We start from the raw sequence: 18,577 nt of genomic DNA on the forward strand, positions 1-18,577 counted from the left end.
TGAGCCAGGGGTGTGTTCGCAGCGTTGATCAAACTCAGTTTCATTTCAGATCAATCGACCTAACTTTACACACCCCTTTCCATAGGGATACCTACGGGGAAATACCCTCTGAAGAGGGGATTTTAAGCCTATCTCATTTCTGCAACAATCGTGCCGCATCTTTGGCAAAGTAGGTTGCAATGAGATCAGCACCGGCTCTCTTAAACGAAATCAGGGCCTCCATCATTGCATCCTCTTCATCGATCCAGCCCATATTAGCAGCCGCTTTGATCATGGCATACTCGCCTGATACATTGTAAACGGAAACGGGCAGGTAAACCGACTCTTTCACAGCCCTCACCACATCCAGGTAGGGCAGGCCGGGTTTCACCATAATGATGTCCGCTCCTTCCTGTTCGTCAGATATAGCCTCTTTTACGGCTTCAGTAACGTTGGAGGGGTCCATTTGGTACGTTTTTTTGTCTCCGAAACCGGGAGCTGAATCCAGTGCATCCCTGAACGGGCCATAGTAGGATGATGCATATTTAGCGCTGTACGACATGATTCCCGTATTCACATATCCCATCTCCTCAAGAGCTTCCCGAATCATTAAAATGCGGCCATCCATCATGTCGGATGGTGCAACAAAATCAGCCCCGGCTTCTGCATGACTCACCGCCATTTTGGCAAGAAGCTCCGCACTTTCGTCATTCAGAATCTGTCCATCTTCCACTATGCCGTCATGCCCATAGCTGCTGTACGGATCCAGGGCCACATCGGTCATTACAACCAATTCAGGAAATTGCTCTTTTAATGCACGTATCGCCTGCTGCATGAGTCCTTCCGGATTCAGCGCTTCGGTCCCTTTATTGTCTTTTTTTTCATCGGGTACTTTCGCAAAGAGCAGTACAGATGGGATACCCAATGACACTATCTCTTCAGCTTCAGTCAACATCAAATCGATGGAGAACCGAAAATAACCGGGCATGGACGGAATCTCCTCTTTCCGGTTTTTACCCTCCATTACAAATAGCGGTGCAATAAAATCACGCGGTAAAAGATGGTGCTCTGCTGCCATCCTGCGGATGTTTTCACTGCTTCGTAGCCGCCGGTGCCGTGAGTAAGGAAACTGAGAATGACTCATTTTCTGAAATAAAATTAATATGTTCTCGTCATATCTGAATCCACTACGAGAGTAATGTCTGCCGCCTGCAGCAGGCCGGCATCCACATTGTTGATCTCGTCTGCAGAAATGGTATTTATTGTGAGGATCGTTACACCTTCGGCCTTCCGGTTCACATACCAAACAATACCCTCATAATTGTTGGAATGATAGGAACCGTTCAGATGCAGCATCCCTGTCGAATCATTGATTGCGCTAATTATCGAATGAGCCATTGTTGCATCTTTCACAGCCTGTGAATAGATCAGATTCTCTCCTCCATGCCCCTGCGCAGCCTCAAGTATATCCCTGTAGCCCGGAAGCGTGGTATCTACCTCAACCGGAAGCGGGGCAATCCAATCTTTTGCTTCTGCATTCAGAGAATCAAGAACTGCCAGGCCATGTGAATAAACGGCAGAAGCATAGCGCCTGGGGATGTTCGTTGCCAATAGTCTCAGATCGTTTTCCCTGGCGAACTCCACAACCGGCGCATAATCTGTTTCATAATTTTGCCAGAGCCTGGCTTCGCTTTCAAAACTTCTGTTGCTGATGTGTCCTGCAAAATATTCATCAATCAGTATTTGCTGATCACGCTCAAACATCTCCATGCCTATGGCAAGGGAGCGGGTTGTATCTGCGTGCAGATCCTTTAAAAGCTCAAGCTGCAGCCAGTGTGCAATTGCATTGTCGTGCAGCTCGCCAAAAAAGACCAGATCCTTATTCTGCGCCAAATTCACCAGATGATCGTAGGTGATCTTCTCACCGTTCCGGTCATACAGCTGATATGCCGGTTTCTCCGAAGTCATTGCTGCACCTGCAAAAACCAGGACCATTAGCAGTAACAGAACCGCCCGGATTCTACCGTTAATAAGTAATTGAGTCATTTCTCTATAAATAAATCTGGGAGTCAGATGAATAAGTACCATAACCGCATGCTGCCCCCGCTTCCAGATTGTCATGCACCTGGCCACATACCCGGTTCTTACCGGATCCAGGCCAAATTAGCGGATGAAGGGTATGGTAAGCTGTTAATGTGAATCGGTAATAAAGACTTACTCCGCATCTTCAAGCATTTCCATTCGTACGGCCTCGAATTCATCCCCCTCAACCCATTCCATTTTTTCATCCGCATTGATGATATAAAACGACGACCGGTAAAAGAGCCGCAAATCGTCTACCATTCCTTCGATATCCCAATACTCGTTAATTTCATCCGTAACAGCATGGTAATTGGCCGCATCCACACTGTCGATGGTTGCGCTCCAACCTTCGGGTTTGCCGATGTATTCATTGCCCCGACGGGGAAAAACAGCCGGTATTCCCACACGGGCCATACTGAAATGATCTGACCTGTAGAAGTATCCCTGTTCCGGGCTGGGGTCCGGTTTAACCGTTCTGCCCGCCTCCGCAGCAAATTGCTCGATAACATCCGTAATTGTGTTCCGCCCATAGCCTACCAGAACCACATCCTCCGTGGGACCGTAGGTCTGCATGCCGTCCATGTTAAGGTTCGCAGAGATCTTTCCGGGGTGTACCGTTGGGTTGTTTGCCCAGTAAAGCGACCCCAGCAGTCCCATCTCTTCAGCTCCAACAAAAAGAAACACGGCGCTTCGTTTCAACTCTGTCTCCGTCTCTTTCAGCGCGTTTGCAAGATTTAAAACTGCGCTGACGCCGGCAGCATTATCCCTCGCACCGTTGTAGATGGAGTCTCCGTTCACCGGGGGAGCTGCGATACCCAAATGATCATGATGCGCTGTAAAAATGACGTACTCATCCATCAGGTCCGGATCATTACCCTGAATCATTCCCACTACATTTCTTGATGCCAGGTCACTGTAGGATGCCTGCAGGTTCACATTCATGGTCACGCCTTCCAGCGGAACGGGTTCAAAATCCATGCTCTCTGCAGCTTCAAGCATATCATCGAGAGAAAGACCCGCAGCTTCAAAAAGGGTCCGGCTGCTCTCTTCAGTCAGCCAGCTGTTGAATTCAGGGTTATCCGACGCGTCTCCTTCACTTCTCAGCGCGAAACGCTCCCGTCCCCAGCTGTTGGCAACCACATCCCATCCATATCCAGCCGTCGGCGTGGTATGAATAACGATTGCGCCCAGCGCACCCATTTCCGCAGCTTTTTCAAACTTGTAGCTCCATCGGCCATAATAGAGCCTGGATTCTCCATCAAAAAGCTCCGGGTCGTCCGATGGATCACTGTTTTTGAACACCAGAATTTTTCCCTCCACGTCTGTGCCTTTGTAATCATCCCAGTTAAATTCAGGTGCCTGAATCCCGTAGCCCACATATAGCACCTCTGCATTTTCAATCTCTACCTGATCCGCCTCATTGGAGGGCCATGCCATGAAATCCGTATTGTATGCAAGGCCGGCTGCACTTCGGCCGTTTTCTCTGATGGTCATCCCGGCGCTGCCGGCGTCTACGCGCTGACCCAGAAGCGGGAATTCCTGAATATAGCCGCCATCGTCCATTCCCGGCGCTACACCCATCTCTTCCAATTGAGCAACCAGATAGTCAACGGTAAGCTCTTCACCCCGCGATGCTGGTGCGCGCCCTTCAAATTCATCGGATGATAGTGATTCAATATGTGCCATCAGCGATTCGCCGGTGATAGTCCGGGCGCCCCGGTCAGCCGGATCGCTGCATCCCGAAATTAGCAATAGCGTTAGAAAAAGAGCGGAGATTGATATGTATTTCATAGCCATTTCATTAACTGTTGAACGGTTTATCATTTGGTTCTCTATAAAGAAAATACGCGAAAGAGTCTTTCATCTACAAACCGGCGTAAAGTACAGATTTGTACAATTTACACTTTTTACGGGAACGCATTTTTTGTAAGCTACCCTTAACGATGAAATCATTCTACCAAAACAAAAAAATTCTCATTACCGGAGCTGCCAGCGGTATTGGCAAGCGTTTTGCCGAAAAAGTGTCCCGGCTGGCCGATGTAGAACTTATTCTTTGGGATCTTAACAAAGAGCAGCTGGACGCATTGCGGGATACCCTGCCCGTTGAGGGACAAAAGAAACTGCATACAACCGGAATCGATATTACTGACCGGGAACATCTCTTTCTTGAAAGTGAGCACCTGAAAAAAGAAAATCTGCTGCCGGATGTCATCATCAATTGTGCGGGTGTGGTAACCGGTTCTTATTTTCACCGCCATTCCATGCAAGAGATCTCCGATACCATTAATATCAACGTGTTGGGCAGTATGTGGGTGGTTCAGTTGTTTCTCAGCGATATGGTTGACCGCGGTTCTGGACATATTGTAAATATGGCAAGTGCCTCAGGCTACATCGGCAACCCCCGCATGAGTGTCTATGCATCCAGCAAATGGGCTGTTTTAGGGTGGTCCGAATCGCTGCGGCTGGAGATGCAGCAGTTGAAAACGGGTATCAGCGTCACAACGGTTATTCCAAGCTACGTAGATACCGGAATGTTCAAAGGAGTTAAAGCCCCGGCACTCACCCCGATTCTCACTACAGAGCAGATCGTGGACAAAATGCTGCGCGGAATCGCCTCCGGTAAAACCGAAATACGGGCACCCTTTATCGTTAACCTCACCCCGTTTTTAAAGGCCGTTCTGCCCAAAAAAGTGTTTGACTGGCTTGCAGGACGCGTTTTCGGCGTTTACCACTCCATGGATACCTTTGAAGGAAGAAAATAAGCTACCGTGTCATGACTGTTTCTGATCTTATACAAACACAGAAGGCGGCTCACAAAAAAGGAGCCATGCATTCACTGAAAGCCAGAACGGATATGCTTTCCCGCTTGCGTACCATGATAAGCACCCATGAAAAAGAGCTCTGTGATGCCATAGCCACTGATTTTGGCAAGCCCTATGTGGAGTCGTATATCACCGAGATTTTTACTGTACTGCAGGAGATCGATTTCCATCTCAAGCATTTGAAAAAATGGATAAAACCGGAATCCGCCGGAACACATGTCACGGTGTTTCCATCTAAAAGTGAAGTTCACCACAGGCCATTTGGAACGGTGCTGGTTATCAGCGCCTGGAACTACCCCGTTCATCTATCTTTGATGCCTGTTATCGGAGCCCTATCTGCGGGCAATACGGTAGTTCTAAAACCCTCGGAACTGGCCGCGAATACATCAGCAACTCTGAAAAAGCTGATCGATCAATATTTTCAGAACCAGGTTTTCTCAGTTGTGGAAGGAGCTGTGGAGGAGACTCAGGATCTTTTAAAGCAGCCTTTTGATAAAATTTTCTTTACGGGCAGTTCTCGCGTTGGTAAAATTGTGATGAAAGCGGCGGCCGAGCAGCTCATACCGGTGTCCCTGGAACTTGGCGGTAAAAGCCCCGCCATTATCCACAGTGATGCAGATCTTGAAATTGCAACCCGGCGTATCTGGTGGGGCAAGACCATCAACGCAGGTCAAACATGCGTTGCGCCGGATTATGTTATGGTACATGAAACGCTTAAGAGTTCTTTCATTGAAACCAGCCGTGATGTTCTGTCATCTTTTTTTCAGGATGATTACCGCTGTGGAGAGAATTATACCAGAATTGTCAACGAGCAGCACTTTGAACGGCTAAAGGAACTTTTGAACAGCTCATTCGTACTGTTTGGCGGTACCGTTAACAGAGATCATTTGTTTATTGAGCCTACTTTAATTGAGTCCGAATGGACAGATCAAGTGATGCAGGAAGAAATTTTTGGGCCCCTTCTTCCTTTACTTACCTATTCAGACCCGGACGAAATGGTAGAACAGATCAGGTCGAAACCTGCCCCCCTGGCGCTTTATCTCTTTACCAACTCAGACCCGATTCAGCAAAAAGTATTTACGGGGATCTCTTTTGGAGGGGGATGCCTCAACGAAACCATCAGCCATCTTGGCAATCCCCATCTGCCATTTGGCGGGATTGGCAACAGCGGAATGGGATCCTACCACGGCAAACACAGTTTTGATACTTTCAGTCACAAGCAGTCGATTTTAAAAAAACCGGTGTGGCCCGACCCTGATGTACGATATCCGCCATATGATCAGGAAAAGCTGAAGTGGGTTAAAAAGCTGTTTTCTTGAATGAATACCGGATGCGATTTCGGCTCTTTCTCAACCTGCGGGGTGGGGGCTTGACAGGATGCATGACATAACATTGGGACGGTCTTCCCTCATCTAACTTACAAAGGTCACTATAGTATCTGTTTATGATTTCGAAAACCTATAAGGCTTTGGTTGCTGAAGAAAAAAGCGATGGAGAGTTCACCCAGTCAGTGAAGGAGCTGAAGACCGAAAATCTTCCGGATCATGATGTCCTGATTGAGGTACATTACTCTTCCCTTAACTATAAGGATGCACTGTCCGCGTCCGGAAATCGCAGTGTCTCCAAATCCTACCCCTTCACACCGGGCATCGATGCGGCCGGCATCGTCAGGAAAAGCCGCGATTCCAGATATCAGCCCGGAGACCAGGTAATTGTAACCAGCTATGATCTGGGCATGAACACACCCGGAGGATTTGGCCAGTACATCCGTGTCCCGGCCAGCTGGGTTCTTCACTTACCCGACTGCCTCAGGCTTAATGAAAGTATGATGATCGGCACCTCCGGCATTACCGCCGCCTTTGGTGTGGAAAAAATTGACCGGTTAATGCCCGCCACAGAAGGCGACGTTCTGGTAACAGGGGCAACTGGAGGAGTTGGCAGCTTTTCCGTCGGGCTTCTTAATTTACTTGGATATCGGGTAATTGCTGCTACCGGAAAACCGGAACAGGCGCGTTTTCTCAAAAATATTGGCGCTTCTGATGTGATAGAGCGTGACGCCGTTTCTGACGTTCCCGATAAACCGATGCTGAGTTCACGGTGGAGAGCTGCTTTTGATACTGTTGGAGGGTCCATGCTTGATTCCGTGCTCAGGCAGATGGAACATAACGGTGTTGTAGCATGCTGCGGGAATGTTTTGGGGGGCGAACTGAAAACCAGCATCTATCCGTTTATTCTGAGAGGGATTAGCCTGATGGGAGTTGATTCAGGAATAGCGCATATGCAGGATCGTGTGCGTATATGGGACAAGCTTGCTACGGAGTGGAAAATCCCGCACCTGGAACAACTATGTAAAACCCGAACACTATCGGATCTCCCCGACGAGATCGAAAAAATACTGAAGGGCGGACAAACGGGAAAGGTCCTGATTAGCTTGCGTGACTGATAAAGACCTTCTCTGAATTTCTGTTCATGGCCTTATCGAGGGGAGCTTCAATATCCGACGGATTGATCGGTTTCACAAGATATTCTACATAGCCTGTTTTCTTTGCCCTCTCCTTGCTCAGCTTATCCCCGTTCCCCGATAGATAGATAACGGGTACATCTGAGAATGCCCGAACACGGTTCATTGCATCAATGCCGTCCATTTCGCCTTTCAGGGAAACATCCATGATGACAACATCTGGCTGATGCTTTTTGATTTTTTGAACGGCGTCTTCTCCGCTAATCGCCTTTGCCTTTACTTCATAACCTAACTTTTCAACGATTCTGGTTTCCACCAGGGAAAGAAGCATGTCATCTTCCACGATGACAACCGTGCCTTTTGATATTCTATTACTCATAGCAGCGTATTTCTCTCAAAATATTAAAAATCTCTAATATTCAAAACAGATTGTAAAAAATAAATCGATCAGTCCTGTTGTGCGTCTCTGTATTATCTGATGTAGTATCGCTTCTTCTTACCGGAAGCTGTGTCTTTCATTGAATCTATGAATTAAGAATCGAGTCTGCAATTGCATCTGCAAATACCGCATATTCATGTACTTTAGCAAAAAAGTCTGAACGCATTCAGTTCTCCGGATGCGCACTTGCCAATGCCGGTGCATCCATTTATGCCATCTCCGTTGCTGCAATTCGCTTCATACTTACTTAACCCGGACGGTACCCTGTTCTCTCCAGATCATTAAAAACCATTAACGCTCATAACTTTATCCTCTTGAGTAGACGCCGGAAGAATGGATCAAACAGATATCATTTTGCCCGAAGGGCGCGATACAAGTCAGTACGATTTAATTGGCGCAATACTGAACGGAAGAGTCTGTGTCGGGTAACAACCGGGTACAAAAAATAAAACCCGTTACCCGCTGCTTCAGGTTGCAGGATAATCAATCCGATTTGAAACCCGAAGTAATCGCTGCGCCGACAACGGCATCAATAAAAAAAACCCCTGAGCTTTACGCATGCAGGGGTTTCTTTAGTTCAAAGGTGAGTTATGCTTAATTGTGCATAAATTTCTCATAATCGTGAACGGTTCCGTTATCAAGACAGCATTCAATGATTTGCCTGCCAAGGTCGTCAAGGTCGGGTGTAAGGAAATTCTTGAGCATTCTATGGAAGAACTCAAGCAGGATTTCAGCCCCGGCATCATATCCTTCCTCCTGAACTTCTCTCTGAAGCTCAACCCTGAGCAGCCATTCCGGAATGGTGCGTCCCTCGAACGTCATGTGCTTAAGTGCATATCCCAATACGCTGCATCGGGCCGGTATAATTTGTTTGTCCGAGAAATTGGCATTTCCTTTTCTTGCCAGGTACTCACGGGTTACCCACTGAGACATAAATCCAACCTTCCAGGCTCCGATTGTTTGGTTAGGCGTAAGGATATACTGCACTTCAGGTGTTTTATTAATTTGCTCCAGCAGCAGATTGGCCTGTTTTACCTTCTTGCCGGTAGCGAAAGGCCAGTAACTTCCCACACCTTCACTGCTGATTCCCTGTGTTTGGATAATGCTCGGATTCGCGTGTCCGCGAGGAGCTACGAGTCTCCAGAGCCAGGCAAGAGCCGGAGGCAGCACATGCATGATGCCCACAATGCCATAGTTGGGCTCCTCCTGCGTACAGGGGGGGGTGCGCATACCGATACTTCGAATCTCAACCTGAACCGGTTCTTCAACAATATTGGGTACGATATCCCGGGGCAGAATCACCCTGGGATTCGGGCAGGGCACGCCGGGTTCATCCATTGTGTGATCCCATATCATCGCCCTGCCGCCCGGTACGGATTGGATGTTCAGAAAAAGAAGGGGTTTTGGCGGTACAGCCGTCATTTTTTCCAGTGAGGGATCCGTACCGTACTCTTTAATGTGATCGACACGAACAAACCAGCCTTCCTCGGCATCTTCCAGTCCAAGCTTTCCATCATTTTTTTGAAGTGACGGGTGGCAAAGAGCCATATCATCAGCTACCGGCATCAGGTCACAAGTTTGTGCCAGGTCCAGATAGCGTTTGTCATCTTTGTAGAGGTTGTCGCCCAAAAGGAGCCGGCCATCCGCTAAACGGTGCGGCTGCTGCAACATTTCACTTTTACCGCCTCCGCTGGCCCCCTCGTGCATAAATGTTACGATGTTGTCGTACGGAGTTTTTACTTGCACGGAAGAGCAGTGAGCCGTTACCCAGCCCTCTTCTTCGCCCTGGCCGATAAGCATTCCGTATACACCTTTCTTGGCACTTGGCCCCGGATACAGATTGTAACTGAACATTTCGTAGTTGCCGGGTTGCCGGTTGTGTACAACCACCTGTTTGCCTTCAAAATGTGTATGCCTGAATGGCGGTGCAGTGTAGATGAAGGCGACAGGCTCAAAATCTTCATCAAGTTCGTCGGGGTTTATGATGCCCTGAAGCAGCGCCAGGCCCAGCCCAAAAAATCCCGCGTTGGCCGGAATAATGGCAGCAGCTTTGTAACCCATTCCAACTTTCCCTGCATTGAAATAAAACATGCCCAGATCCTGGCCTTTCAGCCATTCAAACGTTTCATGGCGCAGCTCCTGAAAATCGTAGTCGAATCGTTCATCAAATTTCGTCTTGTCTGTTGGAAAATCATCGGCAATCACCATACAATTCGGGTCTCTCCGCCTCATGTATGTTTCAAAATAGTTGGCGGCTATACCATTTTTTACCCGGTGAACGATCGCTTCTTTTTTAAATTCTCCGCCCGGTAGCTCATAAGAAACCTCACGTGACAGTCTGTTTTCTCCGCCCACGGAAAGGTTGACAAGGTCGTCGATATTTTTGGCTAATGTTACACTTTTGGCTTCATCCAGTAACTCTCTAAAATCAGCGTGCAGGTTGGAATCAAGGGAAAGCTCTGCAGTTTTATCCATAGAATTGAATTTTAAAAATGGAAATTATCTGGTGCTCCTGAAATATACGCTTCTTTGTGCAGATACTAAAGACATCAACTATATGTTTATGTTGATTTAACCATGGAAGGGCTTTTTTGAATTGGATATATCTGCAAATAAAAAAACCCTGGAATCACTATTTCAGATTCCAGGGTTTTGTTCCAGTGTGGGACCGGGCGGAATCGAACCGCCGACACACGGATTTTCAGTCCGTTGCTCTACCGACTGAGCTACAGTCCCTTATGGAAGACAAAAAAGATAAGGGGATTTGCTGCTTAACACAAAGGGCGTTTTTATTTTTTTAAGTTTCCTCTTCTGATAGAAGCTGAATGAAATTCCTGAGGCAGAAGCACCAAATTCCAAATCACAAATCACAATTCTCTGCGAATTTTGACGCCTTGTATTTCAGCCTCAAGATTTCGCACCAATCATGCGCTTGGCTATACTTTTTCCTCAATCTCCTCCTCCACATGAATATCCCTTATACGCATTTGAATAGTGCGTTTACCGTTCCAGTGGTTCTCCTCCAGTACATAGGCTATGTCAACGCGGCTCTTGTCACATTGGCGAAGTACCGGCAAATACTCGTGCATATTGAACCCGATTGCGTCCAGCACACCTGAATCTCCCTGGCTCACCTTCATCTTGAGGTGACCGTTACCCACAATGGTGGGCACGCTCTCAATGCAGACTCCCCTGGAGACGAAAACCGGGCGCATATTCCCCGGCCCGAATGGTTCAAACTGGCTGAGAAGCTTCCAGAATTTCATATCCACCTCCTCCAAATTAAGATCAGAGTCGATCTGCAGTTCGGGTAGAAAATCGTTTTCAGAAAGACGCGTACCCGCAATCCTGTTCATCCTTTCCCGGAATTCATCCAGGTTCCGGGCATCCATAGTAAGCCCTGCAGCAAATTCATGGCCTCCGAACTGTTCCAGCAGGTCCTCACACTCCTTAAGTGCGTCATAAATATTGAACCCCTTAATAGATCGGGCTGAGCCTTTAATTTTTCCCTCAACCGTACTCAGCATAATTGTGGGCCTGTAATAACTGTCCACAAGTCGCGAAGCAACAATCCCAATGACTCCAAGGTGCCAGTCGGGATGGTGCAGCACCATTGTAGACAATTCGTCCAGGTTAAAGTCCGATTCAAGCATCTCGGTAGCCTGCTCCATGGTTTCAGCATCCGTTGTTCGCCTCCTGATGTTGATCTCCTCCAGTTCGGCTGCATACCGTCTGGCGGATGTATGATCTTCCGCTATCATCAGCTCCACGGCTGCCGTGGCATCCCCCATTCGTCCAGCTGCATTGATGCGTGGGCCGACCGAAAAAACGATGCTGGAGGTTGAGACGGTACCGGGTAAAATTCGAATTTTCTCTAGCAGCGCCCGTACTCCAATGCGGGGCTCTGAATTGATCAGATTAAGGCCCATTCTCATAAGAATCCGGTTTTCATCTACGATCGGAACGATATCGGACGCTATAGAAATGGCAACAAGATCGAGATACTCATAAGGAAGCGTATCGCTGAGACCCAGCTTTTTCACTGTGGCCTGCACCAGCTTAAATCCTACGCCGGCACCAGACAAACCGTCGAAGGGATAGCTGCAGTCGGGACGTTTGGGATCGAGAACAGCAACTGCATCGGGAAGCTCATCTCCCACTGTGTGGTGATCACAAATAATGAGGTCGATACCTTTTTCCGAAGCGTATTTCGCTTCCTCAATCGCGGTGATTCCACAGTCAACGGATACGATAAGATCTGCATTCAGGTCACTGGCAAAACGAATGCCGTCCGGATTGATACCATATCCCTCTTTGAACCTGTGAGGAATATAGTAGTGCACATCCAGGCCAAACCGCTTCAGAAATGTGTAAAGTATACTCGTGGCCGTAGTGCCATCCACGTCATAGTCGCCATAGATAACAATACGCTCTGAGTTTCGAATCGCAGATGAAAGCCTGCAGGCTGCCGGCTCCATATCCTTCATCAGAAAAGGATCATGAAGGCGTTCGGATTCGGGTCTGAAAAATCGTTTGGCTTCATCAAAGCTGTCGATACCGCGAAGCACCAATAGCCGTGAAATCTGCTCCGGTATGTTGAGCGCAGACGCCATCTCGCTGACAGACCTCTCCATCCCGGGCTCGGTGTATACCCATCGAAATGACATAAATTATTTTCTGTTTTGTTTTCATTTAACAGGCAGGGGAGGATCAGCTCGGCAATGCCAAAAAAATAACGGTTCACGTGCTCCAGAGCATACATGAACCCGCTCTTTGTACTCTTCTTTCTATTATAAAAAAACGGCAGGAGAAAACGATATTTTCTTTTCCCCCATCTGTTTCGAATACTTCCTCCGATCATCATATATTACATGTAGATTAAGGCAAAACAGGTATGGCCTTTCAAGTTTCTTTTACAAAAAACAGGGCCTGAAATCTGTCTATTCCATCAAAAAATTCATAGCTTTGGAAGCGGTTCCAATGTTTTATCAATAATCTTACCTGAAAACGTTATGAACGACACAATCAACAGGGTTGAAACGGGTGCCAAGGTGAATAAGGACTTTGAACTCTTCAGTGATCTGCAAAATATGGAGCACGAGCAGATTGTGTTTTGCTCCAGGCCAGAAGTAGGGCTTAAAGCAATAATCGCCATTCATGACACAACTCTCGGCCCGTCGCTGGGCGGTGTGCGGATGTGGAATTACTCATCCGAAAAGGAAGCCATACGCGATGTTCTGAGGCTGTCGCGCGGCATGACGTATAAATCAGCGATTTCAGGACTAAATCTGGGCGGTGGCAAAGCCGTCATCATCGGCGATTCTCGCACCCAAAAATCAGAAGGTCTGTTCAGGGCATTCGGGCGTTTCGTTGACGGTCTCAGCGGCCGCTACATAACCGCCGAGGATGTGGGTATTTCCGAAAGAGAGATGGAGTGGATCTTCACGGAAACCAAATATGTAACCGGGATACCCAAACATATGGGCGGAAGCGGCAACCCTTCTCCTGTAACAGGATATGGCGTTTACATGGGCATGAAGGCGGCGGCCAAACGCGCGTACGGAAGTGATTCACTTGAAGGCAAGCGAATAGCGATTCAGGGTGCAGGATCCGTGGCATCTCACCTGGCAAACTATGTGAGCAAAGAAAATGCGGCACTTTTTGTGACGGATATTTTTCCTGAAAAGGCCAAAAAGATCGCCAATGAAACAGGCGCAACCATCGTGGACCCGGATGCCATTTACACTCTGGACATGGATATTTTCAGCCCTTGTGCATTGGGCGGTGTGGTAAACGATGATACCATCAATGTTCTCTCCTGTGATATAGTCGCCGGTGGTGCCAATAACATTCTTGACAATGAAGAAAAGCATGGTGAGATGCTGGTAAGAAAGGGAATACTGTATGCCCCTGATTATGTGATAAACGCAGGCGGTATTATCAACGTCGCAAGCGAACTGGAGGGCTATAATGAGCAGCAATCCATGGAAAAAACATCCCGCATTTACGATACAACGCTTCAGATCTTTGATTACGCTGAGAAAAATGGCATTCCTACCATTGCAGCTTCGAATAAACTGGCGGACGAACGAATCAAGGCCGTTGCTGGCATCAAAACCGTTTATTCATCTAAAAGCCATTTTTCCGGAAGAAAAGGGGAGACGTACCTTCGGAACAGGTCCTGATCCTGACGGTCAATTAGCCGACTGTTCTTTGGTAAAACGGATACCACCCGGCAGATTTCTGTAACGGCAGGGTAATTTTTTCGTATGTTCAGCGAAAACAGCTAAACCCGCTCTACAGACACACAGTTATGAAACGAATATCCAATACCTGGGAGCTGATTAAAAGTTCTTTCAGGGTTCTGATGGAAGATAAAAAAATGCTTCTCTTCCCCCTGCTGTCGGGCATTTGTACGCTCATAATCGTTGCCAGCTTTTTTATTCCGGCTTTCGTGACCGGTTTCATTCCTTTTTTAGGCGACCCGGATCAGATGAGTAATACGGCGCTTTACGTCTCTGTTTTTTGTTTCTACTTCATTAACTATTTCATTGTACTCTTTTTCAATTCGGCTGCCGTTGCCTACGCGATCGATCTCATGCGAGGCGGGTCCCCTTCCTTCGGAGCTGCATTCAAAAAAGTGCAAAGCCGAATTGTTCCGCTTTTGGGCTGGACGGTCATAGCATCAACAGTAGGACTCATTCTCAATACGATAGAAAATCAGTCTGATAAGATCGGCAGAATTGTGATCGCTTTTTTTGGCCTGAGCTGGACTATCATCAGCTTCCTCGTGCTGCCCATTCTGATCGTGGAAGGTAAAGGCCCAATCGCCTCGCTAAGCGAATCGGTCAGAATGGTAAAGGATGTATGGGCCGAACAGCTTGTAGGTCATTTCAGTTTTGGGCTGTTGTTTGGGCTTGTCCTGATTCCGGTGGCCCTGCTCAGTTTTTTCGTTATGAGCATGGATGGACTCTTTATGTGGGCAGGCCTTGCGCTGTTGCTCGCTGCCGGAATTACAGCTGGAGTGCTTCAGTGGATCCTGCAGTCAATTTTTATGGGGGCCGTTTACCTCTATGTGCGCGAAGACAAGGTACCCGATAGATTTTCCCTGTCACAGATTGACAGTGCCATGCGCTAGAACGGAAAAGTTGCTATTTTCAGCACCCCTAAACGCAACAGTACGTCTATGCGTTTATAAGGCAAAGCTCATCATAATCTACGCTCTATTTCCCCTATGTCCTTAAAAGAAGAGTTTAAATTCAAAGACAGGCTGATTAAAGGAATTCACCCCGGCGGCCAGTTCAAAATCAGCGTTGTCAAGACGACCGATGTCGTTCAGGCTGCAAAGGAGAATCATCACCTTTCACTATTAAACACGGTGATTCTTGGACGCACCCTTACCGCAGCCATGCTTCTTGCTTCCGAACTGAAAGGAGAAGAGCGAATACAGGTACGACTGGACGGAAACGGCCCCATAGGAATGGTTGTGGCCGAGGCAAACCGGGTGGGTGAAGTTCGCGGCTACGTTCAAAATCCCACGGCTGAATTGGATTACTCTGAAAGCAATGTGGATATCGGTGACGGTGTTGGGCTCGGTATTCTTACAGTATCCAAAACGCTTTACAACGAGGCTGAACCCCGCACAAGTACCATTGAACTTGTGAAAGGGGACGTTATAGCAGACATGGCACATTACATGGTTCAATCAGAACAGGTTCTCTCTGCGTTTCTTTTGGATGTAAGCCTGGATGACAAAGGCAATGTAAAACAGGCCGGCGGACTCCTTGTTCAGCGGCTGCCGGAAGCTGAAGATGAGTCGATGGAGACGCTTCAGAAGACCGTGGCCTCCATGCCACCGGTGAGTGAAATGCTGGCCGACGGTAAATACATAGATGATATTATGCACCTTGCATGTACACCCTTCGACGTGAAAGAGCTTGACCGTCAGCCTGTTCACTTTTTCTGCAGATGTTCCCCCGTGAGATTTAAAAACGCGCTTTCACTTCTGAGTTATGATGACCTGAAAGAGATGGAAGGCGAAAGCCAGGAAATTATTTGCCACTACTGCGGGAACCGCCACACCATTCCAAAAGACGAGATACGCTCCATCATTGAAAAAGCAAGGGCAAAGTTAAACTGAAGCCCGCTCATGGAATCCCAAAGGGTTACTGATTGTTTAAAGTAGCGCACTGAGTTATGAATAAAGCTTATCCATGAACAAAACTCCTGAGATCATCATCGTTGGCGGCGGATTCGGAGGTATTACGGCAGCCAGAAAGCTGAAAAATACGGGTTGGAACCTGACTCTCATCGATAAAAAGAATCACCATCTCTTCCAGCCTCTGCTTTACCAGGTCGCCACTGCGGCACTCTCTCCGGGCGACATTGCGGTTCCCATCAGGGGCATCTTCAGCAAAGATGACAATATTCGAACCGTCATGGATAAAGTCCTGTCTATTGACGCCGAAAATAACACCCTTGAGCTAGAGAATGGTGAAAATCTCTCGTTCGATTACCTGGTTCTGGCCCCTGGTGCCGTTTATAACTACTTCGGAAACGATGATTGGAAAAAGTCCGCACCGGGACTCAAAACACTTGGCAATGCACTTTCAATCAGGGAGAGAATTCTGCTCAGCCTGGAAAAAGCGGATCGCATTGATCACCCTGAAAAAAGAAAGCCCTACCTTACCTATGCGGTCATTGGCGGCGGACCTACCGGTGTGGAGATGGCCGGTGCCATAGCCGAGATTTCTAAACGCAACATGATGAGGGATTTCAGAAATCTGTCAACGGATGAAACGGAGGTGTATCTTGTTGAAGCTGCCGGCCGAATTCTGAACGGCTACCCGGAAAGTCTCTCCGAAAAAGCAAAGCAGGATCTTGAGGGAATGGGCGTGCGCGTACTTCTCAACACACCGGTTAAGGAAATCAGAAAAAATGGTGTTGTGGTTTCCGATAGTTTTATTGAAACACCCAATATCGTGTGGGCGGCGGGAGTAAAAACCGCGCCTTTACTCCAGACGCTGTCAGCCGATGCGGACAAGATGGGCAGGATAAAAGTACGTCCGGACCTAACCGTACCGGGAAATGATCATATTTTTGTTATAGGTGACGCCGCATATGTTGAAGATGACGACGGAAACCCGCTACCCGCCCTGGCTCCGGTTGCCATTCAACAGGGGAAATATGTGGCTGAACAGATCAAAGAGAGGGTAAAAGGGCGGGATATCAAACCATTCTCCTATGTAGACAAGGGCAGCATGGCAACCATCGGCCGTGCAAAAGCCGTCGCAGACATTCGCGGGTTTAAATTCTCAGGCTTTTTTGCGTGGCTGCTCTGGTCGTTCATCCATATTTTTTTCCTGATAGGCTTCAGAAACCGCTTCAGGGTTTTTGCCGAATGGATATGGCACTACATTACCTTCAAGAGGGGCGTTCGTTTAATAACGAACAGCGGTAAAGAAAGAACAGAAGAAGATTGAATATTCGTTTTATCCGCTTTTAAACGGCAAATGATGAGCCGCATCCGCATGACTCACTTGCATTAGGATTGTCGAACGTAAAGCCTCGTGCATCAAGGCCGTCAGGATAGTCAATCTGTATTCCATTCAGATAGATGAGGTGTTTCGGATCAACAATGATTTCGAGGCCCTGACTTTCAATGACGCGATCATCATCCGTACGGATATCAAATCCAAGCTTATAGCTCAGGCCGGAACAGCCTCCTCCCTCAACTGCTACGCGCAGATATAGTCCCTCATCCAGATTCTCATTCTCCTTTATTTTGCTAATCTGTTTGGCTGCTCTTTCGGTTACTATAACCGGGTTGTCAGAAACTTCGCCCGAAGGAGCTTCAGGAAGGCCTACAGCCTCTTCCGGCTCAGTGTCATCATCAATGAGAGAAGCAATGATGTCGTCAAGATTTTCTTCTTCTAAAGGCATAATTGTTTTTGGAACCTTACTTCGTTGTTTCCGCAAATGTAAAATAATCCGTTTCGTACCTTCTGAAAAGGCGCAGAATACCGGCACTGACTAAGTTAACCAATATTTTTGATGCACGGTAGCTGGTTACGTTGATCAATTGTGCGAATTTTGAAACGGTAATTTCACCGTATTCATTCAGGTACCGGAATAGCATCTGTTCGTTTTTACCATATTCGAATGTGACTCCCTCGGAAGAACTTTTGTTTTTCATTACCTCCGACTGTTCGTCACTGGCAAGAACACTCTCATCGTTGACCCTTACGAAAACCTGCCTTTTTTTTCTGTTCTTAAGATAAACAGGTTTGGTTTCAGACTCAGGCACACGCACCACCATAACATCCAGCGGACCTGTATGAACAAGCTCAATCTCAAGAGGAACAGCCGGGACACAATGCTTCTGAGACGCCTCCATCAAAAGATACTCCTCTTCAAAAAAACCGTCCACGCCGGTAACGTTCTGATGATCGTCAACACCGATCAGTATGGTACCCCCTTTGGTGTTTGCAAATGCAGCGATTTCTCGCGCAATCTTTTCAGGAGAGGGTATGGTTTTCTTGAACTCAAGGAATGAACCCTCCCCGCGCTGAATGAGGTTGCGCAAATCGGCCGCGCTCATCTCTGATATCCTGATTTCTCCGTTGGGCAATAGCATAAATAAAATATTAATCCGGGTATAGTATCTGAAATGGATTTGAACGTCTCATGAAGACGTGAAGAGGCTTCCGGGGCCGGAAAAGGTGTTTGAGTGGCGATTTAACTCTCTTTCAAGCAAGAATCCATTACCTGAAATGATCCTTTTATTCAGAAAAT

General features: G+C 47.5%; 15 protein-coding genes and 1 tRNA gene. 7 read left to right on the top strand and 9 right to left on the bottom strand.

The features are described 5' to 3' along the window. Window positions 1-133: 133 nt before the first annotated feature. The 3 genes from hemB to DDZ15_RS11415 form a co-directional block, all read right to left on the bottom strand. Window positions 134-1,123, bottom strand: coding sequence for a porphobilinogen synthase (hemB, locus tag DDZ15_RS11405; RefSeq protein WP_109647236.1), 990 nt, complete (start codon window positions 1,121-1,123; stop codon window positions 134-136). A 14-nt stretch (window positions 1,124-1,137) separates the two neighbouring features. After that, complete coding sequence (locus DDZ15_RS11410) at window positions 1,138-2,025, bottom strand: ChaN family lipoprotein (protein WP_199222955.1); 888 nt, start codon at window positions 2,023-2,025, stop codon at window positions 1,138-1,140. A 168-nt stretch (window positions 2,026-2,193) separates the two neighbouring features. Beyond that, on the bottom strand, window positions 2,194-3,852 hold the full coding sequence (locus tag DDZ15_RS11415; RefSeq protein ID WP_109647496.1) for a M28 family peptidase: 1,659 nt from the start codon (window positions 3,850-3,852) through the stop codon (window positions 2,194-2,196). Between the two features lie 152 nt (window positions 3,853-4,004). Here DDZ15_RS11415 and DDZ15_RS11420 point away from each other — a divergent pair, with 152 nt between their 5' ends. The 3 genes from DDZ15_RS11420 (at window position 4,005) to DDZ15_RS11430 (ending at window position 7,326) form a co-directional block, all read left to right on the top strand. Further along, on the top strand, window positions 4,005-4,823 hold the full coding sequence (locus DDZ15_RS11420; RefSeq protein ID WP_109647238.1) for an SDR family NAD(P)-dependent oxidoreductase: 819 nt from the start codon (window positions 4,005-4,007) through the stop codon (window positions 4,821-4,823). Between the two features lie 11 nt (window positions 4,824-4,834). Continuing rightward, window positions 4,835-6,202 carry an aldehyde dehydrogenase gene (locus tag DDZ15_RS11425; protein WP_109647239.1) on the top strand — a complete coding sequence of 456 codons (1,368 nt, stop codon included), beginning with the start codon at window positions 4,835-4,837 and terminating at the stop codon, window positions 6,200-6,202. Between the two features lie 125 nt (window positions 6,203-6,327). Then, window positions 6,328-7,326 (top strand): YhdH/YhfP family quinone oxidoreductase, encoded by a 999-nt coding sequence (locus tag DDZ15_RS11430; protein ID WP_109647240.1) that lies wholly within the window; start codon window positions 6,328-6,330, stop codon window positions 7,324-7,326. Here DDZ15_RS11430 and DDZ15_RS11435 read toward each other — a convergent pair. From DDZ15_RS11435 to recJ, 4 genes are all read right to left on the bottom strand, one after another. After that, complete coding sequence (locus tag DDZ15_RS11435) at window positions 7,310-7,723, bottom strand: response regulator (RefSeq protein WP_109647241.1); 414 nt, start codon at window positions 7,721-7,723, stop codon at window positions 7,310-7,312. The two genes, DDZ15_RS11430 and DDZ15_RS11435, sit on opposite strands and share 17 nt — an antisense overlap. 654 nt (window positions 7,724-8,377) lie before the next feature. Then, on the bottom strand, window positions 8,378-10,258 hold the full coding sequence (locus DDZ15_RS11440) for a DUF4914 family protein (RefSeq protein ID WP_109647242.1): 1,881 nt from the start codon (window positions 10,256-10,258) through the stop codon (window positions 8,378-8,380). A 188-nt stretch (window positions 10,259-10,446) separates the two neighbouring features. Next, window positions 10,447-10,519 (bottom strand) — tRNA-Phe (locus DDZ15_RS11445). Window positions 10,520-10,719: 200 nt separating this feature from the next. Further along, on the bottom strand, window positions 10,720-12,450 hold the full coding sequence (recJ, locus tag DDZ15_RS11450) for a single-stranded-DNA-specific exonuclease RecJ (RefSeq protein ID WP_109647243.1): 1,731 nt from the start codon (window positions 12,448-12,450) through the stop codon (window positions 10,720-10,722). A 345-nt stretch (window positions 12,451-12,795) separates the two neighbouring features. Here recJ and DDZ15_RS11455 point away from each other — a divergent pair, with 345 nt between their 5' ends. From DDZ15_RS11455 to DDZ15_RS11470, 4 genes are all read left to right on the top strand, one after another. Beyond that, on the top strand, window positions 12,796-13,968 hold the full coding sequence (locus DDZ15_RS11455) for a Glu/Leu/Phe/Val family dehydrogenase (RefSeq protein ID WP_109647244.1): 1,173 nt from the start codon (window positions 12,796-12,798) through the stop codon (window positions 13,966-13,968). A 128-nt stretch (window positions 13,969-14,096) separates the two neighbouring features. After that, window positions 14,097-14,921 carry a DUF6159 family protein gene (locus DDZ15_RS11460; RefSeq protein ID WP_109647245.1) on the top strand — a complete coding sequence of 275 codons (825 nt, stop codon included), beginning with the start codon at window positions 14,097-14,099 and terminating at the stop codon, window positions 14,919-14,921. A gap of 96 nt (window positions 14,922-15,017) precedes the next feature. Beyond that, entirely contained in the window at window positions 15,018-15,923 is a 906-nt protein-coding gene (gene hslO, locus DDZ15_RS11465; protein ID WP_109647246.1) for an Hsp33 family molecular chaperone HslO, read from the top strand. A gap of 73 nt (window positions 15,924-15,996) precedes the next feature. Further along, entirely contained in the window at window positions 15,997-17,265 is a 1,269-nt protein-coding gene (locus DDZ15_RS11470; protein ID WP_109647247.1) for an NAD(P)/FAD-dependent oxidoreductase, read from the top strand. 19 nt (window positions 17,266-17,284) lie between these two features. On the opposite strand, the gene DDZ15_RS11475 is transcribed toward DDZ15_RS11470, so the two are convergent. Both DDZ15_RS11475 and DDZ15_RS11480 read right to left on the bottom strand, forming a co-directional pair. After that, complete coding sequence (locus DDZ15_RS11475) at window positions 17,285-17,725, bottom strand: HesB/IscA family protein (RefSeq protein WP_109647248.1); 441 nt, start codon at window positions 17,723-17,725, stop codon at window positions 17,285-17,287. A gap of 16 nt (window positions 17,726-17,741) precedes the next feature. Further along, complete coding sequence (locus DDZ15_RS11480; protein ID WP_109647249.1) at window positions 17,742-18,419, bottom strand: AlbA family DNA-binding domain-containing protein; 678 nt, start codon at window positions 18,417-18,419, stop codon at window positions 17,742-17,744. Between the last annotated feature and the right edge of the window lie 158 nt (window positions 18,420-18,577).

This window comes from Rhodohalobacter mucosus, assembly GCF_003150675.1.
GTDB lineage: Bacteria > Bacteroidota > Rhodothermia > Balneolales > Balneolaceae > Rhodohalobacter > Rhodohalobacter mucosus.

Bases quoted from the DNA above. Each gene is read 5' to 3' on its own strand.
- hemB (WP_109647236.1), bottom strand. From the start codon at position 1,123: ATGAGTCATTCTCAGTTTCCTTACTCACGGCACCGGCGGCTACGAAGC.
- DDZ15_RS11460 (WP_109647245.1), top strand. From the start codon at position 14,097: ATGAAACGAATATCCAATACCTGGGAGCTGATTAAAAGTTCTTTCAGG.
- DDZ15_RS11470 (WP_109647247.1), top strand. From the start codon at position 15,997: ATGAACAAAACTCCTGAGATCATCATCGTTGGCGGCGGATTCGGAGGT.
- DDZ15_RS11420 (WP_109647238.1), top strand. From the start codon at position 4,005: ATGAAATCATTCTACCAAAACAAAAAAATTCTCATTACCGGAGCTGCC.
- hslO (WP_109647246.1), top strand. From the start codon at position 15,018: ATGTCCTTAAAAGAAGAGTTTAAATTCAAAGACAGGCTGATTAAAGGA.
- DDZ15_RS11435 (WP_109647241.1), bottom strand. From the start codon at position 7,723: ATGAGTAATAGAATATCAAAAGGCACGGTTGTCATCGTGGAAGATGAC.
- DDZ15_RS11455 (WP_109647244.1), top strand. From the start codon at position 12,796: ATGAACGACACAATCAACAGGGTTGAAACGGGTGCCAAGGTGAATAAG.
- recJ (WP_109647243.1), bottom strand. From the start codon at position 12,450: ATGTCATTTCGATGGGTATACACCGAGCCCGGGATGGAGAGGTCTGTC.
- DDZ15_RS11425 (WP_109647239.1), top strand. From the start codon at position 4,835: ATGACTGTTTCTGATCTTATACAAACACAGAAGGCGGCTCACAAAAAA.
- DDZ15_RS11430 (WP_109647240.1), top strand. From the start codon at position 6,328: ATGATTTCGAAAACCTATAAGGCTTTGGTTGCTGAAGAAAAAAGCGAT.
- DDZ15_RS11415 (WP_109647496.1), bottom strand. From the start codon at position 3,852: ATGAAATACATATCAATCTCCGCTCTTTTTCTAACGCTATTGCTAATT.
- DDZ15_RS11475 (WP_109647248.1), bottom strand. From the start codon at position 17,725: ATGCCTTTAGAAGAAGAAAATCTTGACGACATCATTGCTTCTCTCATT.
- DDZ15_RS11440 (WP_109647242.1), bottom strand. From the start codon at position 10,258: ATGGATAAAACTGCAGAGCTTTCCCTTGATTCCAACCTGCACGCTGAT.
- DDZ15_RS11480 (WP_109647249.1), bottom strand. From the start codon at position 18,419: ATGCTATTGCCCAACGGAGAAATCAGGATATCAGAGATGAGCGCGGCC.
- DDZ15_RS11410 (WP_199222955.1), bottom strand. From the start codon at position 2,025: ATGACTCAATTACTTATTAACGGTAGAATCCGGGCGGTTCTGTTACTG.